The sequence below is a fragment of the Mesorhizobium sp. M0029 genome, assembly GCF_040323735.1.
Classification (GTDB): Bacteria; Pseudomonadota; Alphaproteobacteria; order Rhizobiales; family Rhizobiaceae; genus Mesorhizobium.
Genome location: NZ_JAMYVF010000012.1, coordinates 76040 through 101392 on the forward strand (window position 1 = coordinate 76040; position 25353 = coordinate 101392).

The following is a 25353-nucleotide window of genomic DNA, read 5'->3' on the forward strand; positions in this document are numbered from 1 at the left end:
AAGCGCTCACAATACACCGAACGCCGCTGTGAGACGTTTCACAGACGTAACCAGCCCGGCTATGTTGTGTGCGACCCCCAGGCGGAGACAGTGTGTGACCTGCCACTACGCTGCAATACTTACGAGGCTCTACGTGTCTGTCCAGGCCAACATATTCGGTCGCGCCCTGCCGCAGATCGTCGAAGCGATCTATGATTCGATTGTCGATGTCGGCCGTTGGCCATCGACGCTTGAATCAATCTGCAAATTGGCGCTCGGCCGCCTTGCCATGCTTGGCGGTCGTCGATACGGCGAGAAACTCGGCCCGGTTTTCGACTTCCTGCGGCGATCCGGTTCTGCTTGAGCCGCTGCAGCGCGACTACGCCTGCGAGGTGCCCTTCTTCAAGGCGGTGCCGAAGATGGAAATCGACATGCCGTTCACCGTCGATAGCGTCTACGCCCTGCAAGGCCCTGACGCCCGCCAGAACTGGCTCGAAAGCCGCATCGTGCGCGAGTGGGTGGAACCCAACCGTCTCGACGATTTCTTCTGGGTGGCGCTGATGAAGCAGCCGGCGCGCACCGGCACGCTGATGCTGGTTACCGATAAGGACAGGCCTCAGATTTCAGCCAGCGATATCGACCTGATGTCCACGCTCGCCCCCCATGTCCGGCGTGCGGTGACCATCGGCGACCTGTTCGAGGCCGAGCGGCGCAAGGCCGACGTCTTTCGCTCGATCCTCGAGAGCCTCGACCATCCGGTGCTGATCGTCGCCGACGATATGCAGATCATTTTCGCCAATCCGGCAGCCGAAGCCCTGCTCACCGAAACCGCCTCAGTGTCCTCGGTGCGCGGCCAGCTGTCCTTCGCTTATGCCAACGCCAACACCGCCATCGGTCGCGCCGTCCAGCTCGGCACGCGCGACGAATTCGCGCTCGGACCGTCCGGCATCAACATTCCGCTGGTGAAGGCCATGTCTCCGGCGGTGGCGCATGTCATGCCTCTGGCGCGACGCGACATTTCGGCCCGCATGTCGCCGCGCGCCGCCGCGGCCATCTTCATTTCCGCCGCCGGCGCCGCATCAGTGCCGGCGCTGGAAGCGATCGCTGCGCTGTTCGGACTGACCGCAGCGGAAAAGCGTGTCGCCGGCCATGTCGCCGCCGGGCTGACACGGCGTGAAATCGCGGCTGCCAGCGGCGTCTCGGACGGCACCGTCAAATCACAGCTGGCAATCATCTTCGACAAGACCGCCACCGGCGACCAGCGAGAGCTGGAACTCCTGATGCGCGAATTGACGCCGCCGCTGCGCTCGGCCTGAAGCCATACTCGGAGCCAATCGTCAAATTTTTCAACTATTTGCCGGTACGCAGGCGTAATCCACAATACCAAGCCGGCATCGTTGCAATTCGGCCAAAATCATGGTGCGGTTCTGCTCCGGTCCGGAGACGGTGCATCGTGCACGACCGGACGTGGAAACCATTTCCTGGGCGGTCCCCGAACTTGATACCGACACGAATTGAACGGCTGCTGCCTTACCTCTTCCTGCTGGCCCTGCTTTGCATCGCGCTCGCTTTCCGTCCGCTACTGCCGGTCGATGAGACGCGTTATCTCAGCGTCGCCTGGGAGATGTATCTCGGTGGACATGTCTTCGTACCGACGATGAACTTTGCGCCCTATCTGCAGAAGCCGCCGCTGTTGTTCTGGCTCATCGATCTCTCTTGGAACATCTTCGGTGTGAGCCGCGCGGCGGCGATGCTCGTCATCTTCGCCGCCTCGTCGCTGGTCATCTGGCTGACGACGCTTCTGGCCAAAACCCTGTTTCCCGAGCGCCAGGACATCGCCAGCCGCATCCCCTGGCTGGTGGCCGGCAGCACCGTCTTTGTCATCTATTCGACCCTGATCCTGTTCGACATGCTTTTGACGGCCTGTGTGGTCGCCGCACTGCTGGCGTTGCTGGGCTTCGCCAGGACCGGCAACCGCTGGCAGGCGGTGCTGGCGGGTCTCTTCATCGGGCTCGGCGTGCTGGCCAAAGGCCCGGTCGTGCTCATTAACATCGGCGCGCCCGTCCTGCTCTATCCCCTCTGGCGTGACCGGCGAGCCGGCCTTGCCCCTTTGCAGTTCTTTGCCGGAGCCGGCCTGGCAATTCTCGCCGCCCTTGTCCCGGTCGCTATATGGCTGGCGCCCGCGACCATCCTGACCAAGGGCAGTTTCGTCTACGATCTCGTCTGGAACCAGTCGGCAGGTCGGGTTACCGGAAGCCTGCACAATTCGCATGGCCGGCCGTTTTACTTTTACCTGATGCTGTTGCCGCTCATGTTCGTGCCCTGGGCCTTTATCCCCCCGGTGTGGCGGCTGAGGCCGGTTGCCCGGATACGCAGCCTGATCGACACCAAATCCCCGGATCTGCGTGCCCTGCGCCTGCTGTCGTTCTCGTTCATTGCGGTGCTGCTGGTCTTCAGCGCCATATCCGGCAAGCAGCCGCACTATGTCGTGCCGGCACTACCGTTCGCGACCATTCTGCTGGGCTACTTCATGGCCGAGATTTCAGTCGCCAGGCTGAGGGCGACGGCCTTTGTCATGCTTGCCCTTTTCGCCATCGGCCACGCCGCCGCCTCGGCGACCGTGTTCAAACGCTACGATCTCACGCCGCTGGCGAGCTTCATCGACGAACGAAAGGACGCCGACTGGGCCGTCGCTTACGACTATCAGGGCGAGGTCGGTTTCCTTGGGCGAATAGAGAAGCCATTCGAGAACGCCGACAAGCCTGAGGAATGGCTCAAGTCTCATCCCGGCGGCTACGTCATCGAAAAGCAATCGAAAGATCCGGGCACATCCGAACAGATCGCCTTCCGGCAGCCGGTGGAACGCGGCTATCTGGTCGTTCTGAAGGGACAGCACTGAACGTTTCGTCGGACGCCTATCCCAGCGGCTTCTCGAAGATCAGCGCCGGCAACCCCGAACCGCCGCCGCAATCGGCTGTGCTGCCGACCGGCAAAAATCCCTTCGAACGGTAGAAGGCGATGGCCGGAACGTTGGCCTCTTCCACCTCGACGCGCAACCTGTTCGCCTCGGGAAAGCTGGCTTCGACCTCGTCCAGCAAGGCCTGGCCGATGCCTTGCCCCTGGCAGGCCGGCAGTACATAGAGCTGGTTCAGCAGCACGATCTTCGCATCCGTCGTTGCGGCGGCAAAAGCCATGCCGCCGATACGCTTGCCGTCATCGGCGACCAGGAATTCCGAGTTCGGCCTTGTCAGCCGCGCCTTGAGCGAGGCGATCGAATGCCAGTCGTCGGTAATTTCGATCACCCGCTCGGCGCCATAGATCGTGTCGTAGGTTGCGTGCCAGGTTTCGACCAGCAGCGCGCGGACGGCGGCAAGGTCACGTTCGCTGGCGGTGCGGACGAACATTGTTCTATTCGATACCGAGCTTGGCCTTGACCAGATCGTTGACCGCCTGCGGGTTGGCCTTGCCGCCGGTGGCTTTCATCACCTGGCCGACGAACCAGCCGGCCATGGTCGGCTTGGCGCGAGCCTGCTCGACCTTGTCGGGGTTGGCGGCGATCACCTCGTCGACCGCTTTCTCGATGGCGCCGGTGTCGGTGACCTGCTTCATGCCGCGGCTTTCGACCAACTGGCGGGGATCGCCGCCCTCGTTCCAGACGATCTCGAACAGATCCTTGGCGATCTTGCCGGAGATGGTGCCTTCCTTGATCAGGTCGATCACGGCACCGAGCTGCTCCGGTGTTACAGGAGCATTTTCAATGCCCTTGCCGGCCTTGTTAAGCTGGCCGAGCAGGTCATTGATGACCCAGTTGGCGGCAAGCTTGCCGTCGCGGCCCGAGGCCACCTGCTCGAAATAGTCGGCGATCGGCTTTTCCGACACCAGGATCGAGGCGTCGTATGTCGACAGGCCAAGTGAGGAGATCAGGCGCGCCTTCTTGTCGTCGGGCAGTTCCGGCAACTCCTTGGCCAGCGCGTCGACATAGGCCTGGTCGAACTCCAGCGGCAAAAGGTCGGGATCGGGGAAGTAGCGGTAGTCATGCGCCTCTTCCTTGCTGCGCATCGAGCGCGTCTCGCCTTTGACGGCGTCGAACAGCCTGGTTTCCTGGTCGATCTTGCCGCCATCCTCGAGGATGGCGATCTGGCGGCGCGCCTCGAACTCGATGGCCTGGCCGATGAAGCGGATCGAGTTGACGTTCTTGATCTCACAGCGCGTACCGAATTCGCCGCCGGGCTTGCGAACGGAGACGTTGACGTCGGCGCGCATCGAGCCTTCGTCCATGTTGCCGTCGCAAGTGCCGAGATAGCGCACGATGGTGCGCAGCTTGGTGACATACGCCTTGGCCTCGTCGGCGGAGCGCATGTCGGGCTTGGAGACAATCTCCATCAGCGCCACGCCGGAGCGGTTGAGATCGACATAGGACATGGTGGGATGCTGATCGTGCATCGACTTGCCGGCGTCCTGCTCCAGGTGCAGGCGCTCGATGCCGATCTCGATGTCCTCGAACTCGCCCTGCCGGTCGGGACCGACCGAAATGACGATCGTGCCTTCGCCAACGATCGGCTGCTTGAACTGCGATATCTGGTAGCCCTGCGGAAGGTCGGGATAGAAATAGTTTTTCCGGTCGAAAACCGACTTGTGGTTGATCTGCGCCTTCAATCCGAGGCCGGTGCGGATCGCCTGCTTGACGCATTCCTCATTGATGACCGGCAGCATGCCGGGCATGGCCGCGTCGACCAGGCTGACATTGGCGTTGGGCGCCGCGCCGAAAGTCGTCGACGCTCCGGAAAACAGCTTTGCTTCCGAGGTCACCTGCGCATGGACCTCGAGGCCGATGATGATCTCCCAATCGCCGGTAGCGCCGGGAATAAAACGTTTGGCATCGGGCGTGCGGGTATCGATAAGGGTCATGGTGGCCTGCGCTTTTGGCTCGCGAAAACTGCGATTTTCGCGAATTTGGGTATCGGTCTTCGCTAGTGCAAACCGCTTCGCGAGACAAGCGCCCAAAGCAGCGCAGAGCAGTGGGCTGGCCTTTTCAGCCCCTTTCGGCCGCTCGGCAACCGATAGAATGAACGCCGCCGGCCGGTATTCGGTCGGCGGTTTCTTCGTCAGGTCAGGCCGTTGCGATATAGGCCCTGATTTCGTCGGCCTCGCGCTCGACATCCTCGATGCGGCGCTTGACCACGTCGCCGATCGACACGATGCCGTCGAGCAGCCCATCCTTTTCCACCGGCAGATGGCGGAAACGGCCTTTGGTCATGATCTCCATCACCTCGTTGACCGTGTGGTTCTCGTTGCAGATCTTCACTTTCGGCGTCATCGCCGAGCGTACCGTTATATCAAGTGCGGCAGCGCCTTCCCTGGCAACGACCCGCACGATGTCACGCTCGGAAAGGATGCCGACGATCTTGCGATCGCCGTTGGTGATGACCAGTGCACCGATCTTGTGGTCGGCCAGGATTCGAATGGCTTCGCTGAGCTTTACATTCGGCCCGAGCGTGAACACGTCATGGCCTTTTCTCTCGAGAATTGCCTTAACCGTCATGGCGTCCTCCTCCTCCTGCTTGGCTAGCCAGCTCCCGCCCTGACCGGCTTCACATAAGAGTGAACATCGTGCGCCGTGATCGGTTGCTTTTCAAGTGTGCCAGTGGGGTGTGCCAGTGGGGTGCGCCAATAGAGTGCGCTAGTCGGGGGTGCGCTGGTCGTCGGGGATCTCCCATTCAGGCGCCCGCCAGCGCCGGTCGAACCAGCGCAATCCGAAGAAGCCTGCGACGAGGCCGCCAATGTGCGCTTCCCAGGCGATCTGGCCGGGTTCTCCGAGCCCGAGACCGTAAAGGCCGGTGGCGAGATTGATGACCATCCAGGCGCCGAGAAAATTGACGACGCCGCGCATGCGCAAAACGATTGCGATCGGCAGCACGGGACCGGCAAATGCCGCCCTGCCGGAGGAGCGGTCGGTACGGAACCCGAAGCGAGCCGCCGCACCCATCATGCCCGATATCGCCCCGGAAGCGCCGACCAGCGGTGCTTCGCCGTATGGATGGACCGCCCAGAACAGCACCACCGCAGCCAGCCCGGTGGCGGCGAAAAACAAGGCGAACCAGAACCAGCCGAGACGGTTGGCCAGCGGCGACCCGAAGGCGGCCAGCGCAACCATGTTGATGGCAATGTGGGCAACGCCACCATGCATGAAGGCATAGGTGAAAGGACGGGTGAAGAGGAACCAGTCGAAACCGTATTGGCCGGTGTAGAGGACCGGAATGAAGGCGCCGTCGGTGAGCAATGTTATCTGCTGCTCTTCGGTCAGCACATATTGCTGCAGCAGGAAGACGGCGACGCAGATGCCGATCACCGCCAGCACCACCGGTGGCAGGTTGAACACCGGCTCGCGGCGCGGCGGCGGCGCCTCCGCGGTCTGTTCGGTCTCCAGGGGGCCGGCCGGTTCGCTCATATGCTCTGATCCAGGGATTTGCGTGTCGCGAGCATCTAGGCCATGCCCGGACAAATCACAAACTACGAATCACAAAGCGCGAATCACAAACCGCGAATCAAAAAGAAGCCGTCCAAGGTTTCCCTTGAACGGCTGGTCGAGCCCCCTGCTCCCCTAAAACTATTGACCGAAGTGCTGTTGGTCGTCGCGAAACGACCGCTTCTGGAGTGGTTTTGGTGTGCCATGGCGAGCCTGTGCGCGCAACGTAAACCATTTGTTAACCTTAACGTCCCCGACCCGTGAACAAGTCTTAACGACGCTGGCACGCATCCTGCTCCGGAACGCATGTAGGTCATCGGAGGGCGCCCTTTCTGTTCACCGATGGGACCATCAGACGGCAGAATGCGCGGAGTTTCATAGCATGAACCAGAACGGATCAATCGCGCTGTTCCATTATTGGAATCGCCTGCGTCATGGACGTCCTGCCCCAAAGCGTTCGGAAGTCGAACCAGCCGATATCAAGGCGCTTTTGGCCGACACCTTCATCCTGGAAAGGGATACGCGCGGCGAAGCGGTGTTCCGGCTTGCCGGCACCAGGCTTTGCGCCGGCTACGGCCGCGAGCTCAAGGGTTTTTCGTTCCCCTCGCTATGGCGCGAGAAGGACCAGCGGCTGGTGTCGCGCCTCATTCACGGCGTTTTCGAGCAGAAATCCGTGGTGCTGATCACTTATGAGGGGTTCAGCCGCAGCGGCCGGTCCAACCACTTCGAGTTGCTTGCGCTGCCGCTCGACGGCGGCGTCGAGAACCCGCGCTGCCTTGGCGTCATCAGCGCCGTGGAAAAGCCGTTCTGGCTGGGCGCCGACCCGATCACCGATGCGCTGATCGATGCCATCCGCGTCATCGATCCCGACAAGGACCCGATGTTCCTGAAAAACCGGCCGGAAATATCCGTTCCGTCGTTGGCTCCCGAACTCGAAGCGCCGGAGACGATCTCGGCGCTCGGTCGGTCGCGCCGTATCCGCCACCTCGTCGTGTTCGACGGCGGGCGCGAGCAATAGTCTCCAAGCCGGCGCTAATCTTAACTATCGGGGGCCCACTTTTCCCCTTTGTTAACCTGCTTGGCTGTAGTTTTTGCCGAGATTCCACGCACGACGCGGGAATGCCAACGGGGTGTAGGCAGTCATGAGGTCAGCGGCGGTCGAATACGCACCGTCCCGCGCCGAAAGGCGTAACTTTCAGCGCGTCCGGGTCAAGATCTACGGGCGCTTCATGCTGGAGGACCGCACCGAGCACCCTTGCCAGGTCGTCGACATGTCGCCGGGCAATGTCGCGCTGCGCACCGAGCGCGTCGGCATGCCGGGCGAAAAAATCATTGCCTATATCGATCATATCGGCCGTATCGAGGGCGTGGTGACGCGCACCTCGCAGGACGGCTTCGCCATGACCGTCATTGCTTCGGATCGCAAGAAGGACAAGCTTGCCGCGCAGTTGACCTGGCTCGCCAACAAGCATGAACTTGACCTGCCGGAAGACCGCCGCCACGAACGCGTGGCGCCGCGCAACCCGACAAGCGTGCTGCAGCTCACCGATGGGCGGCAGTACCAGTGCCGCATCATCGACCTGTCGCTGTCGGGCGCGGCGGTCGAGATCGACGTCAAGCCGGCGCTCGGCATCCAGGTGATGCTGGGCACCATGCGTGGCCAGGTGGTGCGTCATTTCGAGGATGGCGTCGCTATCGAATTCGCCGTCATCCAGCGCCCGGAAACGCTCGATTCCGAGTTCAACGCCCCGCGCGCCTGAACGATCGGCAACAGGCAGCAAAGACGAACCGGCCCTGCGCGGCCGGTTTTTTGTTGCCGGCGTTCCGCCATGCGCCTCGCCGCCGCTACGCTAGATATCCACGGCTCCCAGCCAAAATCGCGCCGCGAAAGCCTCGGCTCGGCGGCGAGACCTGAACGATTTTAGATTAAAATAGATCAAATTTTACGCTTATTCTATTGAGCTTTTACTCAATGTCTACTTCGGGTTTTTGCGTCAAATAAATCCAACGCTGTCATTGTCTCCTCAAACGGGGAGACTGACGAATGGCAAAGACGTGGGGCAAGCTGTTGCTCTTGGCAATGGCGATGCAACTTTCCGCTTGGGGAACGGCGCAAGCAGCAGGACCGGCCTACATGCACACTGGCGGCCGCACGACACAGCCGGTCGGTCACTACGAATTCTGCCAGAAGCTGCCGCAGGAGTGCGCTCAGCGCACGCCGAAGCAGGCACCGGTCGAACTGACCCGCAAGCTGTGGGCGGCGATCGTCGACGTCAACAATTCTGTCAACACCCGGATCGTGCCGCGCACCGACATGGAAATGTGGGGCAAGGAAGAGGTCTGGTCCTATCCCGGCAGCGGCTTCGGCGACTGCGAGGACTATGCGCTGGAGAAGCGCCGCGAATTGATGGCGCTTGGCGTTCCCGCCGGCAATCTCTTGATGACCGTGGCGCGCCAACAAAATGGCGACGGCCATGCGGTGCTGACCGTGCGCACCAGCCTCGGCGAGTTCATCCTCGATAATCTGGAGTCCAAGGTGCTGTCCTGGACCGACACAGACTACACCTACCTGAAGCGCCAGTCCGACCAGAATTCCGGCGTGTGGGTGACGATCAACGACGGCCGCGCCGACGCGGTTGCCAGCGTCCGCTAGGACGCCATCACAGAGGTCAAGCACATCGAATAATGCGACGTGCCTAACGAGAAAGCCCGGTCGAGTCCCCACCCTCCCCGTCCCCAACGACCGGGTTTTAAGGAGCCGGCCCCGTCCCCGGGCCGGCTCCACCATTTCTGGAGGATGGCTAGAAGATCAGCCAAGCTCCCGAAGCTGGCATAGGCCAGCTATTGAGCTGCTAGGGGCTTGTCCACGAGTTTCTCAACCAGCCGCTTGAGTTCGGAAGGTGTAGTGTGGCCACCGACGATCTCGTGATAACTGATACCCGCTATTCGCAAGGCTTCCCTCTTAACCGCATCACGCGCCGCAGCCGAACCCTGATGATGCGCGTGACCTTGGTATTCCAAGGCATGTCGAGGCAAACAATTCTCGTCCACGAGGAGGAGGTCAACGCGTTTCGAGTTGATACAGCTGTAGGCGTCCGCGTCCTTGCTGCGCAGGATCTCCCCCAAAGACACTTGTGCCATAACCTGCCATGCTGGATTACAGCCAATAACCATACGGTCGAGTTCCTTGAAGACGCGCGCTTCACTCTTGTTGAGAAGCGGTTGAACTGTGAAGTTCGCATCCATGACAATTCGCAACTGGTCAGCTGGATCAATTGGTTTCGGTGGCGCGGAAACAGGCTTCGTGGCGGTCCACAGGCCGCTAAGGATGTCACCACCACTGCGCTCTCTCGCCCACCGCCAGCGGTTTCTCTTCCTCCATGCCTGCTTTCGAATTCTTGACACGAAACGCTCTAGGGCCATGCCAGCGAAAACGCCCGCGAGGAAAATAGCGGTTGGCAGAAGAGGTTTCGCGATTAGCTCAACGTACTCCGGTGGCATGCAAGTAAGCTACCTCCACGACTAGATTATTCATTGACGGCCTAGTTCCAGTTGCAACAATAAGCAGCCAAGGGGCCAGCGATGTCAATTTTGGGTAGTGGGGTCAGTTTGAACTTGTCGCTGCGCTTTTTGCCGGGCACGGTTCTTTTGTAGGCCGCGATGTTGATTGCAATAAAAGCAAGCGGCTGCAAGGTTGCTCAGATCGTCAGAGCCGCCGTCCATTCGAGCTTTCTTGTGTTCAATGGTGAAACGGGTCGAGCCGCTCTTCGTGAACTGGCGCTTGCAATAGCAACATTTCCCGCCTTGGCTCTTAGCTAAATGTCGGCGCACCCAGGCACGATACTGAAGGTTTCTTAGATCCGTCATATCCCCCCGCAACAGGGAACTATGGTAGCGGCCAAACGTCAATCCGTCTCTTGTAAGGGACCGTGCACAGTCGACACCTCCCTATCGCCCCCGCCAAGCGCATCTAACGACCGCCTTTCCACGGGCAGGAGATCGAGGCACTATAGGCCGTTAGTTTTGCCTTCTGGATCGCGGCGATCTTGGAAATCCCCGAAGATCACTGCGAGCGCCATCGCCTGTTCGAGGCGATCGACGGTGCCTTCAAGACCGGCGATTTCGCGGGGCTCGGCGTGGCATTGCGGCACGCCCCGCTGGTTCGACGAGCACATGCCGTTCGAGATCGGCCTCGGGCACCCGCTGGAGTATGCGGTCTATTGAAGCCCCGTCGGGTTCATCTTGACCTTGCTCGATGCCGGCTCGAATCCGAATTATCCGGATCATGGCGGGTTTCCGGCAATCATTGCTGCTCTGTCCACCGACCGAACCGACAGACTGGAAATCGCCCAGGTGCTGGTCAACGGTGGCGCCGACCCCGACATGCGGGGCGTGAACGACTGGACGCCGCTTCCCTATGCTGTGGCCATCCGCAGTGTCGATGCGATCCGCCTGCTTTTGGCGGTGGGCGCCGACCCGGCACTCGAAACCCGCATTGATGACTATACGACAGCCCTCAAGGAAGCCGACAATGCCGGCTTCGAGGACGGCGCTTCATTGCTGCGCGATGCGATGGCCGGGCGCGGCTCCGACGGACAGTGAGTTGGGCGCAATGAACCGTCGGGACAAGATTGGCCGGCTGGCCTTACGTCTCTTTCAGCCCCGCCTTGAAGCGCTTGCCGTTGGCGACGTAGTGCGCGGCCGAGGCGCGCAGCCTGGCGACCGCGGCGTCGTCCAGCGTCCTGATCACCCGCGCGGGCGAGCCGACGATCAGGCAATTGTCGGGGAACTCCTTGCCTTCGGTGACCAGCGCGCCGGCGCCGACCAGACAATTCTTGCCGATCCTGGCGCCGTTGAGGACTATGACGCCCATGCCGATCAGGCTGTTGTCGCCGATCGTGCAGCCATGCAGCAAGGCGCGGTGGCCGATCGTGCAGCCCTGCCCGATCGTCAGGGAAAAACCGGGATCGGTGTGCATCACCGTGTGTTCCTGGACATTGCTGTCGGCGCCGATGACGATCGCCTCGTTGTCGCCGCGGATGACCACGCCAAACCAGAAGCCGGCATTGCGGCCGACGCTGATGTCGCCGATCAACGTAGCGTCCGGCGCGATCCAGTTGCTGTCGGCATCCTCGAAACGGGGCGCTTTTCCGTCGATTGCGTAGGTCGGCATTTGCAGTCTCCGATTCGTCGCAGGCCGGGACAAACCCTAGAACAATCCGAGGAAAACCGCGTGCCGGTTTTCTCCCGCATTTGCCTCAAGGCAAATACCGCGCCAGCGATTCCACCAAAAGCAGAAGCGCACCAGGAGAGCTGATGCCCCAGGAGGCAATGGCGATCAGCACGATGCCCAGCACCAGCGCCCAGGCGATCACCGTGCAGCCGCAGGACATCAGCATGAGCGTGGAAATGCGGCCTTCGCGCCGCGCATCGAGCGCATCGAGCGCATCGTTGGCGAGCATGAACGGCCCGGCGCAAGCGGTCGTGGCCAGCGAGCGCAGGATGTACGCCGGCGACACATAAGGCTCGGCAAAGGCAAGCCGGCGGCCCGCCGCCAGTTCCATCACGGACCCAGCGAGCCCGCAGGCGGTGAGCCCCGACGGCAAAAGCGAAGAGAGCGGGTAGCAGCAGGCTCATCTTTACCTTCCGTTTACCATGAAATCGCACAGTCGCGTCCAGCGCAGCAAGAGCCATGCCGCGGCATGTGTGCCGCCTAGGGACAGAGGGCGGCGACTATGGGGATTGCGATGAAGCAGGCAGCGACCGCAGAAGAGTTCAACGTCGTCGATTCCGTGCTGATGAAGCGGGTGTTCTATGCTTTTGCCGCACTGGCGCTGCTGTCGCTGGCGATCAGCCTTGGCGGAAAATGGTTCGGCCGCTCGATCGCCATGGCCGGCTACACCGACGACATCACGGTCCACAGGGTAGTGATCGGCAACAATGTCATTGCCGTACCGGCCAACGCCATCCGCTTCCTGCAGGCGCGCCGCGACGGCATCGCTTCGCGGCTCGACCTCTATCTGCGCTATCCCGAAATGGACGGCTACAGCGAAGCCGCCCGCGACGATTTCAACCACACGGGCACGGCCAAGAACATCATCTTCCTGTCGTTCGAACCGCAGATGATGTCGCGCGACATGAGCGGCCGTTTCGCGCCGATCTATAGCGCGCTGATCAGCCAGCCCGGCGCGCCCGGCCCCGGCGGCACGACGATTTACGGCTTTAGCGAAAAATCAGGCTATCTCAACGAGGTGCTTGCGGTCGCCGACCGGGCCGGCAAGGACCCGTTCGTCGTCCGCTGCCTGAGCGGACCGAGCGCTGAGGAATCGCTGGCGCCCTGCGAGCGCGACATCCAGGTCGGCGACAGTCTCAGCCTGAGCTACCGCTTTCCCCGGGAGTTGCTGGGCAACTGGCCGGCGCTTGATGCCGCTATCGTCGCCGAGGCCACGCGCGTCTTAAAGACCGCACGGTAGCGGCCCTCTGCTTTTGTCATACACGGGCGCGAAGCCGCGCGGACCCGAGGATCCGTTCCATGCCCTTAAGGCAGCGAAGCGGTGCAGAATTACTGTTGGGAAGCAGCAGAGGCAGTTCTGGACCGCCACATTCCTGAGCCGAGGCCCGGAATGTATCCCAGGGTCTCAGCGACGCCGCTGTGCGGCTGCTTCTCCCCGGGATGACGATGGCGCAGCTGGCTGCCGCCAATCGTCGAAGTCCGTAGCCGTCTGGGCTCAGGCCAGATCGATGTCGAGGATCGCCATCGAGAAATTATAGTCGCCGTCGTCCTCGTCCTTGAAGACGATGCCGAGGAACTCGTCGCCGACATAGACCTCGGCCGAATCTTCCTTGCGCGGCCGCGCCTTCACCTCGAGTTTGGGATTCTGGAAGACGCGCTTGAAATAGGCGTCCAGCTTTCTGATTTCGTCCGGCTTCAAAAGTCTTCTCCGATCGTCGGGCTTGCTCGTTGGAACGCGCTTCTGGCACGTCGACAATGGCGATGTAAAGGCAAGCCGGCTGGATAGAACGCGAACCCTGGGGCCGGATGATTTCAGGTCGAATCCAAATCCGCCTCTAAATCAAGGAGGTAGAGCATGATGTCGTCCGAAAACCGCCTCACACTTTTCGGCATCATGCTTCAGAGGCAACGGCGCCGGCAACCGGACTTCAGTCCGGCGCGCCGGGTGTTGCAAATCAGATGTCGAAGCTGACGACCTGGTCCATCGATTGCGACGGCAAAAGCTGGTCCATCTGGCGCGAAGGCTGGTCGCAGCCGGTCTCGCCGACGACGCGGGCCGGTACGCCGGCAACCGTCTTGTTGTGCGGCACCGGCGACAGCACGACCGAGCCTGCCGCGATCTTCGAGCAATGGCCGATCTCGATATTGCCGAGAATCTTGGCGCCGGCGCCGATCAGTACGCCGTAACGGATCTTGGGGTGGCGGTCGCCGCCGGCCTTGCCCGTGCCGCCCAGCGTCACGCCGTGCAGGATCGACACATCGTCCTCGATCACCGCCGTCTCGCCGACGACGAGGCCGGTGGCGTGGTCGATGAAGATGCCCTTGCCGATGCGGGCGGCCGGGTTGATGTCGGTCTGGAACACCGAGGACGAGCGGCTCTGCAGATAGAGGGCGAAATCCTTGCGGCCCTGATTCCACAGCCAATGTGCCAGCCTGTGCGTCTGGATGGCATGGAAACCCTTGAAATAGAGCACCGGCATGATGAAGCGGTCGCAGGCCGGATCGCGGTCGTAATAGGCCTGGATGTCGACACGCACGATCGACGACCATTCCTTGTCGTCGGCCAGCATCGACTTGAACGTCTGGCGGATGAGGTCGGAGCCGATGTCCTGATGCGCGAGCCGCTCGGCGAGCCGATGGATGACAGCTTCCTCCAGGCTCTCCTGGTTGAGGATGGTCGAATAGAGGAACGCCGCCAGAAGCGGGTCGCGGTTGACCGCTTCCATCGCCTCGTCGCGGACCGAACGCCAGATCGGATCGACCGGCTGGACCATTGTGGGGCGGGAAATGCTGATGCTGTTCATCGACGTCTTGTCCTGCGTCCTGGCCGCTTGCCTATTCTCCGGCGGCACATATAAGCCAGATCATAGCACGATTGAACTCAATTTTCCTTAGTGCTCGGTGAAATGGATTTGGTTCACGGAAATTCAAGCCGCCATGGAAAACGAACCCTTGATCGACGCTCCGCTGAAACGCGCGCTCTCCGCGCTCTATCAAGCTCCGGATCGCCACTATCACAACCTCGCCCATATCGAGGCGTTGCTGGCGCTGGCGGACGAATATCGAGCATCGCTGCATGATTCCGGCGCCGTCGAAGCCGCAATCTGGTTCCATGACGCCATCTATGACAGCCGCGCCAAGGACAACGAGGCCAGGAGTGCGGCACTTGCGCAGGACAAACTTGCCGCCCGCACCGATCCGGAGCGCCTCGGCCGCATAGCGGCGATGATCGTCGCCACCGCCACGCATGAACTGCCCAGCCTTCAACCACGGTGCCTTGCCGATGAGAACGCCCTCCGCGACGCAGCGCTTTTCCTCGACATGGACCTGGCGATACTGGGTGCGTCAGCCGACGCTTTCGACGCCTATGAACAAGCGGTCCGCCGCGAATATGGCTGGGTCGAGGAGCCGATGTGGCGCGCCGGCCGCGGCGCGATTCTCAAGACTTTCCTCGCGCGCCAGCATATTTTTCACACGCAGGAATTCCGCCACAGGTTCGAGCCCCAGGCCAGGCAAAACCTGGCGCGGTCTCTAGAAACGCTCAAATCCTAATCCGGAAATGTCTCCATGCGCTGCGCATAGGCTTTGAAACCGGCGCGCCTGTAGACCGATTGCGCGGCCGGATGGTCGTATGTGTCGGTATGAAGCCAGACCCTTTGCGGCGCCCGCGACCAGATGGCGCGAAGCGCCTGGTCGAGCAGGAACGGGCCGAGCCTGCGACCCTGGAAGGCGGGAACCAGCCCGAAATGAACCAGCTCGACCTCAGGCTGGCCGACGCCGTTGAATTCGCACAGGCCAGCGGCCTCGCCCTCGACGCGCAGCACATGGATATGTGTCGAGGGCAGCGCCAGCAGGCGCTCGAGGTCTTCCGCCGGCATGCGCAGCCGCTGGTCCCATTGCACGGGCTCGCCGACCGCGTGGTAGAGGCTGATATAGTCGGCCACATCAAGTGTTTCACGCGCCACCGTGGCGCCCGATAGCGGGCAGTCGAAAGCCGGCGCCGAATTCGGTTCGCGCATGTCCATATAGGTGACGAGAAGGTCAACCAAAGCGGCACCGCCTCCGGCTGCAAGCCAGACGAAGATCGATCACCTGAAGGCGCCAACGGACTTGGTGGCCGCCCAAACAAAGAACAGGCCGATCACCAACGACAGCCCGTTGAGGATGATACCGACGATGCCGAGGACACGATTGTCGTTTGAACGTCCCAGTGCCATCAAGCCAAAAACCACGCCAGTGATGTGCGCCAGCGGCGCCGCAACGAGAAACACCACCAGAAAAACCCCGCCGAGGACGTTTTGAGCGGCCAGCGACGCCTCGCCTGGCATCAACGCCAGCGTGACCACCGCCGCAAAATCCATTGCGAACGCCAGCAGGGCCAGGATCACCGAGCGTTTGCCGAAGCTGCTCCGCCCCACCACGCCGGGCATTGCTATCATGCTTCTTCCCCATCCGGCCATTACTCGTCCCCGATCAGGTGAAAGCGCCTATCGTCGATGCCATTGCCACAAGCAGCAGGAAGCCAACCGCCAAGGAGCCGCCGTTGAGCAGGATGCCGACGACCCCAAGCACGCGGCTATCGTTCGAACGCACCAGCGCCATCAGCCCGAAAATCAATCCGGCAATATGCGCCAACGGCCCTGCCAGCAGGAAAACCGCCATGAAGAAACCCGTGGCGATGTTCTGGGCACGCTCGGATGCGTGGGTCGGAAGCGCCACCATTGTGGTCAGCGCTATCACACCGGCACCGAAGGCGAGCAGCGCCAGGATGACGGAACGCTTGCCGAACTTGCTTGTCACGACGGCGCCCGGCAGAGCGTCGGCGCTTCTTCCCCATTGTGCCATTGTTTGCCACCCCTCGCCGGCCGCCCAATCCATATCGCCCGAAAATCGCTTACCGGTTAAAGCGGATTTTCGGCATAAAACTCCAAAACCCGCTGCTTGAAGGTCTTGTCGCCCACAGCCAGCATATGGTCGCGGCCGTCTATGTGAAACACCTTGGCGTTCGGCATCAGCGCGGCGAGCTCGTCGGGCGAGCCGCCGATATCGTCTGTCGTCCCGACCGCAATCAGCGTCGGTTGGGCGATGCGCGTCATGTCGTGTTCGCTGAGCAGTTCGCGCGACGTGGCGATGCAGGCGGCCAGCGCGCGGCGGTCGCTACGCGTCTGATCGGCAAAGGCGCGAAACGAGCGGCCGCGCGGATGGCTGGTGGCGGCCGGATCGTCGGCCAGCAGCGCCTCGGCGATCGGGTCCCAGTCGCCGACGCCGTCGACCATGCCGATGCCGAGCCCGCCGAAGACCAGAGTCGCCACCTTGCCGGGATCCGACAGCGCCAGGAACGCCGCGATGCGCGCGCCCATCGAATAGCCCATGACATGCGCGCGGCCGATGCCGAGATGGTCGAGCAGGGCCGCCGCGTCCGAAGCCATTTTGGCCGGGGTGTAGTCGGCCTCGTCATAGCTTTTCGACGACGAGCCGTGGCCGCGATTGTCCAAGGCGATGGCGCGATAGCCGGCATCGTTCAGCGTCTTGAACCAGCCGGGCGATACCCAGTTGACATAGTGGCTGGAGGCAAAGCCGTGGATCATCAGCACCGGATCGCCCGCCCCCGACGCCGGCCGGCGGTCGAGGAAGGCGAAGTCGAACCCGTCATGGGAGAAGAATTGCATCGGGAGCGGCTCAGCCGGCGCCGGGCGTGGGCGCGTTGCCCTTGTCCGATGGCGGCATGCCGGGGCCGGACACCGTGCCGACGGCCGGATGGCGCAGCAGATCGCCATGGTCGATGCCGTTTTTGGCGGCGGAGCCGGCCTTGAGCTCCAGCACGAAGCGCACTGGCACACCCGGCGAGATGACTGCATCGGACAGTGGAGTGCCGTGCTTGACGGCCCGGACCTTGCCGTCCTGTCCAACAAAGATCAGGTCGAGCGGCATCGGCGTGTTGTGCATCCAGAAGCCGACCTGCTTCTGCATCTCGAAGACGAACAGCATGCCATGATTGTCGGCCATATCCTGGCGATACATCAGGCCGGCCTCGCGTTCCGAGTCGGTGTCGGCGACTTCGATCGAAAACGATTTATTGCCCCCTTTCGTCGCCACGACCAAGGGTGTCGGATCGACGGGAAGGATCATCGCCTGACCGCCGGCGATCGTCTGCTGGGATGCGGTCGGCTGCCCGGAATAGAAGTAAGCGCCTGCGGCTACCGCAACGATGACGCAGAGCGCGCCCGCTGTCAGCCAGTTCCTGTACGCCATTGGAAATCCTCGACCAAAGACCATGATCCCTAAAAGTGGTCTCAGGTATTCGGATAAGATCGTGGTGAAACCAAGAAAAACGCCGTCCTGACTTCCTCAGGAAGGCTCGCGTCCTAATGCGCGACCGGCAAGGTGCCCATATCAGGGTGAATCTCGGCAGCCATGAGGCCCTTGTCACCGCGTCCGAAACGCACCAGCACGACCTGTCCGGGCCTGAGCTCGGTGATGCCATAGCGGCGCAGCGTCTCCATATGGACGAAGATATCCTCGGTGCCCTCGCCGCGCGTCAGAAAGCCGAAGCCCTTGGTGCGGTTGAACCACTTAACCAGCGCCCGCTCGAGCCCGCTTTCCGGCGTCACCGCCACATGGGTGCGCTGTTCCTGCATCTCGGCCGGATGGACCGCGGTGGTGGTGTCCATGGACAGCACCCGGAAAGCCTGCAAACCACGGTCGCCATGCTTGACAAGGCACACGACACGCGCGCCCTCCAATGCCGTCTGAAAACCGTCCTTTCGAAGGCAGGTGACATGGAGGAGGATGTCGCCCGAAGAACCGTCATCGGGCAGTATGAAACCGTAGCCCTTGGCCACGTCGAACCATTTGATGGCGCCGGCGATTTCGACAAGGTCGGCGCTATCGCCGCCACTGTCACTCTTCAGGGCGTCGTCAAGGTTCTCATCCCGCCTCGTGAAAGAGGCCTTATCCCCCATAAGAACGCCCCCTTTTTTCAAGAAAACCGCAAGTGATTCTTGACATTAGATTAACACCGCCGCTTCCGGGGTGTGCAAGACCTGCCGTGCCTTTTTTCACGGTTGAATACAGGAATAGCTGACTTGTTGTTGCCGGCGTCGCTGCCGACAGCAATGACGATCCATCAGGGCGGTCAACCGGTCGGCAATTTGCAAGGGATTTCGCCGAAATCGGCAACCACTTGTGTCCGGCGCTTTTGTCAGAGCAATCTGATTTTTCGAAAACCGGTGACCACTTTCAGTCGATGCTCGTTGCCCTTCGGCGGGGTGGACCTTATGTTGCCTCGCAACCCAAACATCCCCGAGGAAATCCCATGCGCTACCTCCACACAATGGTCCGTGTCGCCGACGTCGATGTCTCGCTCGATTTCTATTGCAACAAGCTCGGCCTTAAGGAAGTGCGCCGCTACGAAAACGAGCAGGGCCGCTTCACGCTGATCTTCCTCGCCGCCTCCGAGGATGTAGAAAGCGGCACCACTGAGAAGGCGCCGCTGATCGAACTGACCTACAATTGGGACCCGGAGGAGTACAAGGGCGGACGCAATTTCGGCCACCTCGCCTATGAGGTCGACGACATCTACGCCACCTGTCAGCATCTGATGGACAATGGCGTCGTCATCAACCGGCCGCCGCGCGACGGCAACATGGCCTTCGTCAAGTCGCCGGACGGCATCTCCTTCGAACTGCTGCAGAAGGGCCTGGCCAAGCCCAAGGCCGAGCCGTGGGCATCGATGCCGAACACCGGCACCTGGTAGCGATCACGCCATCTTGAGCGAGGCGGCCGCGCCGACAAGCCGGCCGCCTTTGCCATTTCGAGCAACGGCACCTATTTACCTGCCTGTCGCGCCAGCCAAACAAAGCCAGTGCCTCATCCAGGAGAATTCATTTATGCCGACCAGCCGTGCCGATGTCACCACCGCATATGCCAGCCGCTATTTGCAGCAGCTGTGCAAGCACTGGGCGCACAAATTTCCCGTCGAGTTCGATCCAAACCACGGCACCATCGATCTGTCGCTCGGCCGCACGGTTCTCGATGCCGATGCGGCAGCGCTGCATATCACGGTGTCGACGGATGAAAGTGGATCGCTGGAGCGCATGGAGAGCGTTGTTGCCGATCACATCAAGCGCTTTGCCTTCCGCGAGGAACTGACTTTCGAGTGGAAGCAGGCTCCGGCGACCTGATCTGCTGTCAGCCGCAACGCCGAACGCCGGAAGCTGCCAGCCCCGGGCGACGTTATGGCGTCACTTGGTTGCGACGCCGTCGGAACGACGGATCGATCAGAACTTGTAGTTCAGGCCGATCTTGATCGTATGGGCGTCAATCTTCACCTTTGCGTCGTTGCCCTCGATATCTGTCAAACGGACCTTACCGAAGTCGAAGTACTGGTATTCCAGCTTCGTGGTCCATTTGTCGGCGAAGGCCCATTCGACACCGCCACCGATCGTATAGCCGAAGCGGCCTCCGCTCCTCGATGCGCTGCTGTCCGGGTCGGGCACCCCGTCAAAATCGAAAGTATCGCCATAACTCAATTTGTAGTGAGTCGCCGCCGCGCCGCCCTTGGCGTAGATCAGCAGCCTGTCGGTGGCGTAGCCCAGACGTGCCGTCAGATCGCCATAGACGCCCAGTTTCGCCGATCCGAAATTGTCCGGCTCTTCGACGATAGTCCTGTCGCCGTCGAGGCCGAGATAGCCCAGATCGGCTTCGACGCCATAGACGAATGCTCCGGACTGCCAGTTGTAACCGGCCTGAACGCCGCCGAGGAAGCCGTCGGTATCGACGTCATGGGTCTGACCAAGCTCCTCGTCGAAGAAGGAATCCGTCTGGTCGACCGCGTCACCGCGTCCCCAGCCATAGCCGGCGTTGATGCCGACATAGCCACCCGACCAGACAAACCCTGCCGGTACGGTCTCAATCACGTCGGCGGCGAACGTCGCGCCGCAAGCCGAAATCAGGAAAGTGGATGCGAGAAGCAGACGTTTCATGAAACTCCCCAATGCAGTCGGAAAGAGCATAGCACAGACATGCAGTATTCATTAAGCTGCCCAGGCCGGAAAATCGGAAATTGCTGCAGAAAAACAACTGTTTAGCCGAGACTTAATTAGCATCGCGCCCGCAACGCAGAAGCGGTTCAAAGCGAACGCGCCATCTGCAGCAGCGCCAGCACCGAGCGCCAGTTGCGCGCGGTGCCGGGCACTTTCAACGTGCGCGGGATGAGATTGGCGAACATCGATTTGCCGAGCCCGTCCGGCGCCTTGAGGTAGAGCACGTCACCCTTGACCTCAAAGCTTTCCGGGCCGGTGCATTTTTCGGCAAGCCTGGCGATCTCGTCCGCCGTCGGCTGGCGCTCCAGCGTGTAGGCGTGCAGCTTGGTCGGATCGCCGGCGACCTCCGGATAGGGATTTTCGCCCACCAGCCGTTCGAACCAGGAGAGATTGCGCACCATGATGCGCGAGTGAAAGCCCCATTTTTTCTCGAACGCCGTTTCGATCTGTTTCGCCAGCGTGGCGGCGTCGCCCTTTTCGGCCCGGAACACGACATTGCCGCTCTGTACATAGCTGGCTACGTCGGAGAAACCGAGCTCTTCAAAAAACGCCCGCAACTCCGCCATCTTGACGATGCGGTTGCCGCCGACATTGATGCCGGAAAACAGCGCGACGAAGACCACCCTTCGCTCTTCGAGCTTCGGGTGGCAGGCTGTACCGCTCATATGATGAACCCGGCCAGGGTCTCGTTGTCGCTGATGTCCTGATAGTGGACGCCCTCGGCCTCGAAATTCGCCTTCAGCAGGTCGAAATTGCGCCGGTCCCTGGTTTCGATGCCGATTAGCACAGAGCCGAAATTGCGTGCCGATTTCTTCAGATATTCGAAGCGGGCGATATCATCGTCGGGACCGAGCAGTTCGAGGAAGTCGCGCAGCGCGCCCGGCCGCTGCGGAAAGCGGATGATGAAGTATTTCTTCAGCCCCTCGAAGCGCAGCGCCCGCTCCTTCACGTCGGGCAGCCGCTCGAAATCGAAATTGCCGCCCGACACCACCGCGACGATGGTCTTGCCGCGGATTTCCTTGCGCGAAAAATCCTTCAACGCGTCGATCGCCAAGGCACCGGCCGGCTCCAGCACCACACCTTCGATGTTGAGCATCTCGATCATGGTGGCGCAGAGCCGGTTCTCAGGGATCAGCCGCACCGCCTGAGCGGCGAACTCCTTGAGGTGGCGCAACGGCTCGCGGCCGATCTCGGCCACCGCCGCGCCGTCGACGAAATTGTCGACATTGGCGAGCCGGACGCGCTTGCCGCTGGCGAGGCTCTGATGCAGGCTCGGCGCACCGGCCGGTTCGCAAAAGACGTAGCGCGCGTCACGTTGCTGATCGGCGAAATAGTGCGTCACCCCCGCGGCCAGGCCACCGCCGCCGACCGGCAGCATGATGATGTCGGGCATGCGCGCGCCTGGCATCTGGTCGGCGATCTCATAGGCGACCGTCGCCTGCCCCTCGATAATATCCTTGTGGTCGAAGGGCGGCACCATATGCGCGCCGGAACTTTCGGTGAATTCGAAGGCGGCGCGGTAGCAGTCGTCGAAGAAGTCGCCGACCAGCCTGATCTCGACGAAATCGCCGCCGAACAGCCGCGTCTTGTCGATCTTTTGCTGCGGCGTCGTCACCGGCATGAAGACCACGCCCTTCTTGCCGAAATGGCGGCAGACGAAGGCAAAGCCCTGCGCATGGTTGCCGGCCGAGGCGCAGACGAACAGCTCGGCCTCGTTGCCGGCGGCAAGCGCCTTGCGGAAAAAGTTGAAGGCGCCGCGGATCTTGTAGGAGCGCACCGGCGAAAGATCCTCGCGCTTCAACAGCACCCGAGCCCCCGTCTTCTTCGACAGATAGTCGTTTTCCTGCAGCGGCGTTTCGGGAAAGATCTCGCGGATCGCGGCTGCGGCGGTGGCGACACGGGAGGAGAAACTGTTCATGGCGCCGTCACCTCTGGATCGAATGGTTCGAAGGCGAAGCCTATTGCACAATTCGCCGTTTGCAGCCACCGATGCGGCGCGGCCGCTTTGACGCGCCAGCAGGAAATCCATTGGAGCCATCTTCATGCCTGTTTCGGCTGTCGCCCTGAAGACCGTAGACCTTCCTGAATTCGGCGAGCCAACAGTGATGCCGCTAGTTCAGCGGCGGACCTACGAAGCGCGCATCGAGGCTCTGCTGGCGCGCGGCGCCAAGGCCGGGCTCGACGCCTTTGCCGTCTATGGCGACCGCGAGCACGCGGCCAATGTCGCCTATCTCAGTGGTTACGATCCGCGTTTCGAGGAGACGTTGCTGGTCATCGTCCCCGGCAGCCAGTCAAAGCTTCTCGTCGGCAATGAGGGCTGGGGTTATGCCGAAATCTGCGACGGGCCTTACGAGCGCGTCCTCTACCAGACCTTCTCGCTGCCGGCGCAGCCACGCGACCGCTCGGCCTCGCTTGCCGACACACTTGCCGCCTGCGGCCTGAAAGCCGGCCAGAAGATCGGCGCCATCGGCTGGAAGCCGTTCGGCCCCGGCGATGGCGGCTTTGGCGAGACGACGCTCGACCTGCCGTCCTTCATCGCCGATACGCTGCGCACACTGGCCGGAGACGGAGGCGCGGTGGTCAACGCCGCCAACCTGTTGATGAACCCATCCGACGGCCTACGCGCCATCAACGAGGCAGACCAATTGGCGTCCTTCGAATTCGCCGCGACCTTTTCCTCGCAGGGCCTGCGCAACGTGCTTGGGAATATCGAGCCCGGCATGAGCGAATTGCAGGCCGCGCGGCTGATGGGGATCAACGGCCTGCCCCTGTGCTGCCACCCGATGCTGTCCGCCGGCAGGCGTGCGCCCTACGGCTTGCCTAGCCCGCGCCTCGACATCATCAAGCGCGGCGATCCCGTCACCATGGCCTATGGCATCCAGGGCTCGCTCAACGCCCGCGCCGGCTTCCTGGTCGAGAGCGCGGCCGAACTGCCGCGCGAGATAAGCGACTATGTCGAACAGCTGGTAGCGCCCTATTTCGCCGCCGTCGTCGACTGGTACGAGACCATCGGCATAGGCGTTGCCGGCGGAGCGCTTTGGAAAGCCGTGCATGACCGCATAGGCGACCCGTTCTTCGGCGTCTCGCTCAATCCCGGCCATCTCGTCCATATCGACGAATGGATGCATTCGCCGGTGTTTTCGGGCTCGGACATCAAGCTGGGGTCCGGCATGGCGCTGCAGGTCGACATCATTCCGGCGACCGGAACCAGCTATTTCACCACCAACATCGAGGACGGTATCGCGCTTGCCGATGAGGCGTTGCGCGAGGAGATCGCGGCCCGCTATCCCGAGGCATGGCGCCGCATCGAGGCGCGCCGCGCCTTCATGGGCGATGTGCTCGGCATCAGGCTCAAGCCCGAGGTATTGCCCTTCTCCAACATCCCTGCGTTCCTGCCGCCATTCTGGCTTTCGCGCAACAGTGCGATGACCGTGGCTCGACGCTGACCACATTTCGGCTGGACACGACTTACTTCTGCCGCACTCTCACTGTCCGGGAGGTGCCGCGGGGGTATATGGGCCTTTTGGCCGGAGTGGAATTTTTGACGTGCGTTTGAAGACGATTTGCATTCTTGCACTTGCCCTGTTGATCGCCGGCTGCGGCGGCCGCAAAACCGAGGAACTGCTCGGCAGCGCCGTCATGTCCACGCCGGTGACCGAAATCTCGGGCAATCACTCGATCTTCATTGCCACCACACGCAAGAAATCCGACGATCCCAACAAAGTTTTCGACGGCGAACGCTCGGCGACGCTGAACTACGCCCGCGTCACCGTCACCGTTCCCGGCATCCACCAGACCGGCCAGATCGAGCGCCGCTCGCGCGGCAAGTCGAACGACCCGGCGAAATACTTCATGGCTTCCGAGGTCGTCGGCTACGATGCGCAGCCTCAGTTCTCAAGCGCGCTCAATGCCGACATTGCCGCGCGCGGCGGCCGCGTCATGGTCTTCGTGCATGGCTACAACACCGGCTTCGACGACGCGGTCTACCGCCTGACCCAGATCGTCCACGATTCCGGCTATCCCGGCACGCCGGTGCTGTTTTCCTGGGCATCCGGCGCCAGAACCACCGACTATGTCTATGACAAGGAAAGCGCCAGCGCCGCCCGCGATCAGCTGGAGGTGACATTGCGCATGCTGCAGCAGTCCGGCGCGCGGCGCATCGACATCGTCGCCCACTCGCTCGGAACCTGGGTGACCATGGAAACGCTGCGCCAGATGGCCATCACCGGCGACCGCGATCTCGGCGGCAAGCTCGGCGATGTCGTGCTGGCCTCTCCCGACATCGACGTCGACGTCTTCAAGAGCCAGATGCGCCGCTACGGCAAGCCGGACAAGCCGTTCATCCTGCTGCTCTCCGACGACGACCGGGCGCTGCGGCTCTCAGGCCTGATTGCCGGCTCGCGGCCACGCGTCGGCGACTACAAGGATGCCGCCGACCTCGCCGCTTATGGCGTCACCGTGGTCGACCTTTCCAAGGTCAAGGGAGGCGACAGCTTCAACCACACCAAGTTCGCCGACAATCCCGAACTGGTGAAGATGATCGGCCAACGGCTGCGCGAGGATGACGGCTTTGCCAGCGACCAGACGGTGACCGACCGCATCAGCGCGCTCGGACAATAAGGCTGTTGCCT

32 protein-coding genes are annotated in these 25353 nt (G+C 61.9%); 13 read left to right on the plus strand and 19 right to left on the minus strand.

Annotation, left to right across the window (positions count from 1 at the left end; genetic code table 11):
- Nucleotides 1-230: 230 nt before the first annotated feature.
- Both NKJ76_RS20135 and NKJ76_RS20140 read left to right on the plus strand, forming a co-directional pair.
- A complete protein-coding gene (locus NKJ76_RS20135; protein WP_352538205.1) occupies nt 231-1295 on the plus strand; it encodes a helix-turn-helix transcriptional regulator in 1065 nt (354 codons plus the stop codon).
- Between the two features lie 182 nt (nt 1296-1477).
- The gene (locus NKJ76_RS20140) at nt 1478-2878 is read left to right on the plus strand and encodes an ArnT family glycosyltransferase (RefSeq protein WP_352538206.1); all 1401 of its coding nucleotides are present in this window, start codon (nt 1478-1480) and stop codon (nt 2876-2878) included.
- 16 nt (nt 2879-2894) lie between these two features.
- Here the strand turns inward: NKJ76_RS20140 and NKJ76_RS20145 are convergent, their stop codons facing one another.
- The 4 genes from NKJ76_RS20145 to NKJ76_RS20160 all read right to left on the minus strand — a co-directional run bounded on the left by NKJ76_RS20145 (nt 2895) and on the right by NKJ76_RS20160 (nt 6427).
- Entirely contained in the window at nt 2895-3383 is a 489-nt protein-coding gene (locus NKJ76_RS20145; RefSeq protein WP_352538207.1) for a GNAT family N-acetyltransferase, read from the minus strand.
- A 4-nt stretch (nt 3384-3387) separates the two neighbouring features.
- The gene (gene gatB, locus NKJ76_RS20150; RefSeq protein ID WP_023688375.1) at nt 3388-4887 is read right to left on the minus strand and encodes an Asp-tRNA(Asn)/Glu-tRNA(Gln) amidotransferase subunit GatB; all 1500 of its coding nucleotides are present in this window, start codon (nt 4885-4887) and stop codon (nt 3388-3390) included.
- Between the two features lie 202 nt (nt 4888-5089).
- Nucleotides 5090-5521: a CBS domain-containing protein gene (locus NKJ76_RS20155; RefSeq protein ID WP_023667498.1), complete on the minus strand. Its 432-nt coding sequence runs from the start codon at nt 5519-5521 to the stop codon at nt 5090-5092.
- Between the two features lie 138 nt (nt 5522-5659).
- The gene (locus NKJ76_RS20160; RefSeq protein ID WP_023681507.1) at nt 5660-6427 is read right to left on the minus strand and encodes a rhomboid family intramembrane serine protease; all 768 of its coding nucleotides are present in this window, start codon (nt 6425-6427) and stop codon (nt 5660-5662) included.
- Between the two features lie 400 nt (nt 6428-6827).
- On the opposite strand from NKJ76_RS20160, the gene NKJ76_RS20165 reads away from it, so the two are divergent.
- From NKJ76_RS20165 to NKJ76_RS20175, 3 genes are all read left to right on the plus strand, one after another.
- Nucleotides 6828-7463, plus strand: a complete 636-nt coding sequence (locus NKJ76_RS20165) for a PAS domain-containing protein (protein WP_352538208.1) — start codon at nt 6828-6830, stop codon at nt 7461-7463.
- Between the two features lie 124 nt (nt 7464-7587).
- A complete protein-coding gene (locus NKJ76_RS20170; RefSeq protein ID WP_023667501.1) occupies nt 7588-8205 on the plus strand; it encodes a PilZ domain-containing protein in 618 nt (205 codons plus the stop codon).
- 284 nt (nt 8206-8489) lie between these two features.
- Entirely contained in the window at nt 8490-9098 is a 609-nt protein-coding gene (locus NKJ76_RS20175; protein ID WP_023830701.1) for a transglutaminase-like cysteine peptidase, read from the plus strand.
- A gap of 188 nt (nt 9099-9286) precedes the next feature.
- Here the strand turns inward: NKJ76_RS20175 and NKJ76_RS20180 are convergent, their stop codons facing one another.
- Together NKJ76_RS20180 and NKJ76_RS20185 are read right to left on the minus strand one after the other, a co-directional pair.
- On the minus strand, nt 9287-9946 hold the full coding sequence (locus NKJ76_RS20180; protein ID WP_352538209.1) for a DUF2726 domain-containing protein: 660 nt from the start codon (nt 9944-9946) through the stop codon (nt 9287-9289).
- Between the two features lie 84 nt (nt 9947-10030).
- Nucleotides 10031-10312: an HNH endonuclease gene (locus NKJ76_RS20185; protein WP_352538252.1), complete on the minus strand. Its 282-nt coding sequence runs from the start codon at nt 10310-10312 to the stop codon at nt 10031-10033.
- A 234-nt stretch (nt 10313-10546) separates the two neighbouring features.
- Here NKJ76_RS20185 and NKJ76_RS20190 point away from each other — a divergent pair, with 234 nt between their 5' ends.
- Nucleotides 10547-10669 (plus strand): hypothetical protein, encoded by a 123-nt coding sequence (locus tag NKJ76_RS20190; RefSeq protein ID WP_280812998.1) that lies wholly within the window; start codon nt 10547-10549, stop codon nt 10667-10669.
- A gap of 18 nt (nt 10670-10687) precedes the next feature.
- Nucleotides 10688-11047, plus strand: coding sequence for an ankyrin repeat domain-containing protein (locus NKJ76_RS20195; RefSeq protein WP_352538210.1), 360 nt, complete (start codon nt 10688-10690; stop codon nt 11045-11047).
- Between the two features lie 43 nt (nt 11048-11090).
- On the opposite strand, the gene NKJ76_RS20200 is transcribed toward NKJ76_RS20195, so the two are convergent.
- Together NKJ76_RS20200 and NKJ76_RS20205 are read right to left on the minus strand one after the other, a co-directional pair.
- Nucleotides 11091-11618, minus strand: a complete 528-nt coding sequence (locus NKJ76_RS20200; RefSeq protein ID WP_352538211.1) for a gamma carbonic anhydrase family protein — start codon at nt 11616-11618, stop codon at nt 11091-11093.
- A gap of 85 nt (nt 11619-11703) precedes the next feature.
- Entirely contained in the window at nt 11704-12009 is a 306-nt protein-coding gene (locus tag NKJ76_RS20205) for a DUF6949 family protein (RefSeq protein WP_352538212.1), read from the minus strand.
- Nucleotides 12010-12192: 183 nt separating this feature from the next.
- Between NKJ76_RS20205 and NKJ76_RS20210 the strand changes: the two genes are divergently transcribed.
- Nucleotides 12193-12918 carry a hypothetical protein gene (locus tag NKJ76_RS20210; RefSeq protein ID WP_352538213.1) on the plus strand — a complete coding sequence of 242 codons (726 nt, stop codon included), beginning with the start codon at nt 12193-12195 and terminating at the stop codon, nt 12916-12918.
- A 255-nt stretch (nt 12919-13173) separates the two neighbouring features.
- Here the strand turns inward: NKJ76_RS20210 and NKJ76_RS20215 are convergent, their stop codons facing one another.
- Nucleotides 13174-13377 carry a DUF3126 family protein gene (locus NKJ76_RS20215; protein ID WP_006200852.1) on the minus strand — a complete coding sequence of 68 codons (204 nt, stop codon included), beginning with the start codon at nt 13375-13377 and terminating at the stop codon, nt 13174-13176.
- A 256-nt stretch (nt 13378-13633) separates the two neighbouring features.
- The gene (cysE, locus tag NKJ76_RS20220; protein WP_023667506.1) at nt 13634-14482 is read right to left on the minus strand and encodes a serine O-acetyltransferase; all 849 of its coding nucleotides are present in this window, start codon (nt 14480-14482) and stop codon (nt 13634-13636) included.
- A gap of 133 nt (nt 14483-14615) precedes the next feature.
- Here cysE and NKJ76_RS20225 point away from each other — a divergent pair, with 133 nt between their 5' ends.
- Entirely contained in the window at nt 14616-15230 is a 615-nt protein-coding gene (locus NKJ76_RS20225) for an HD domain-containing protein (RefSeq protein ID WP_027050421.1), read from the plus strand.
- Here the strand turns inward: NKJ76_RS20225 and NKJ76_RS20230 are convergent.
- From NKJ76_RS20230 to NKJ76_RS20255, 6 genes are all read right to left on the minus strand, one after another.
- Nucleotides 15227-15727 (minus strand): GNAT family N-acetyltransferase, encoded by a 501-nt coding sequence (locus NKJ76_RS20230; protein ID WP_023821378.1) that lies wholly within the window; start codon nt 15725-15727, stop codon nt 15227-15229. The genes NKJ76_RS20225 and NKJ76_RS20230 overlap by 4 nt on opposite strands.
- Before the next feature lie 39 nt (nt 15728-15766).
- On the minus strand, nt 15767-16117 hold the full coding sequence (locus tag NKJ76_RS20235) for a hypothetical protein (protein WP_352538214.1): 351 nt from the start codon (nt 16115-16117) through the stop codon (nt 15767-15769).
- A gap of 34 nt (nt 16118-16151) precedes the next feature.
- Nucleotides 16152-16523: a hypothetical protein gene (locus tag NKJ76_RS20240; RefSeq protein WP_156033759.1), complete on the minus strand. Its 372-nt coding sequence runs from the start codon at nt 16521-16523 to the stop codon at nt 16152-16154.
- A gap of 56 nt (nt 16524-16579) precedes the next feature.
- Nucleotides 16580-17347: an alpha/beta fold hydrolase gene (locus tag NKJ76_RS20245; protein ID WP_352520429.1), complete on the minus strand. Its 768-nt coding sequence runs from the start codon at nt 17345-17347 to the stop codon at nt 16580-16582.
- Nucleotides 17348-17357: 10 nt separating this feature from the next.
- Nucleotides 17358-17930 carry a DUF192 domain-containing protein gene (locus tag NKJ76_RS20250; RefSeq protein WP_352520430.1) on the minus strand — a complete coding sequence of 191 codons (573 nt, stop codon included), beginning with the start codon at nt 17928-17930 and terminating at the stop codon, nt 17358-17360.
- Nucleotides 17931-18043: 113 nt separating this feature from the next.
- Nucleotides 18044-18640 (minus strand): cold-shock protein, encoded by a 597-nt coding sequence (locus NKJ76_RS20255; RefSeq protein WP_031193130.1) that lies wholly within the window; start codon nt 18638-18640, stop codon nt 18044-18046.
- Between the two features lie 353 nt (nt 18641-18993).
- Between NKJ76_RS20255 and NKJ76_RS20260 the strand changes: the two genes are divergently transcribed.
- Nucleotides 18994-19434 (plus strand): VOC family protein, encoded by a 441-nt coding sequence (locus tag NKJ76_RS20260; protein WP_023805270.1) that lies wholly within the window; start codon nt 18994-18996, stop codon nt 19432-19434.
- Nucleotides 19435-19567: 133 nt separating this feature from the next.
- The gene (locus NKJ76_RS20265) at nt 19568-19861 is read left to right on the plus strand and encodes a DUF2218 domain-containing protein (protein ID WP_023681521.1); all 294 of its coding nucleotides are present in this window, start codon (nt 19568-19570) and stop codon (nt 19859-19861) included.
- 96 nt (nt 19862-19957) lie between these two features.
- Here the strand turns inward: NKJ76_RS20265 and NKJ76_RS20270 are convergent, their stop codons facing one another.
- The 3 genes from NKJ76_RS20270 to ilvA all read right to left on the minus strand — a co-directional run bounded on the left by NKJ76_RS20270 (nt 19958) and on the right by ilvA (nt 22640).
- Nucleotides 19958-20662, minus strand: a complete 705-nt coding sequence (locus NKJ76_RS20270) for an outer membrane protein (RefSeq protein ID WP_352538215.1) — start codon at nt 20660-20662, stop codon at nt 19958-19960.
- Between the two features lie 146 nt (nt 20663-20808).
- A complete protein-coding gene (locus NKJ76_RS20275; RefSeq protein WP_352538216.1) occupies nt 20809-21387 on the minus strand; it encodes a DUF1697 domain-containing protein in 579 nt (192 codons plus the stop codon).
- On the minus strand, nt 21384-22640 hold the full coding sequence (gene ilvA, locus NKJ76_RS20280) for a threonine ammonia-lyase IlvA (protein ID WP_352538217.1): 1257 nt from the start codon (nt 22638-22640) through the stop codon (nt 21384-21386). The genes NKJ76_RS20275 and ilvA overlap by 4 nt, the downstream gene beginning before the upstream one ends.
- 124 nt (nt 22641-22764) lie before the next feature.
- On the opposite strand from ilvA, the gene NKJ76_RS20285 reads away from it, so the two are divergent.
- Together NKJ76_RS20285 and NKJ76_RS20290 are read left to right on the plus strand one after the other, a co-directional pair.
- The gene (locus NKJ76_RS20285) at nt 22765-24168 is read left to right on the plus strand and encodes an aminopeptidase P family N-terminal domain-containing protein (RefSeq protein WP_352538218.1); all 1404 of its coding nucleotides are present in this window, start codon (nt 22765-22767) and stop codon (nt 24166-24168) included.
- Nucleotides 24169-24268: 100 nt separating this feature from the next.
- Nucleotides 24269-25342, plus strand: coding sequence for an alpha/beta hydrolase (locus tag NKJ76_RS20290; protein WP_023667519.1), 1074 nt, complete (start codon nt 24269-24271; stop codon nt 25340-25342).
- Nucleotides 25343-25353 lie beyond the last annotated feature (11 nt).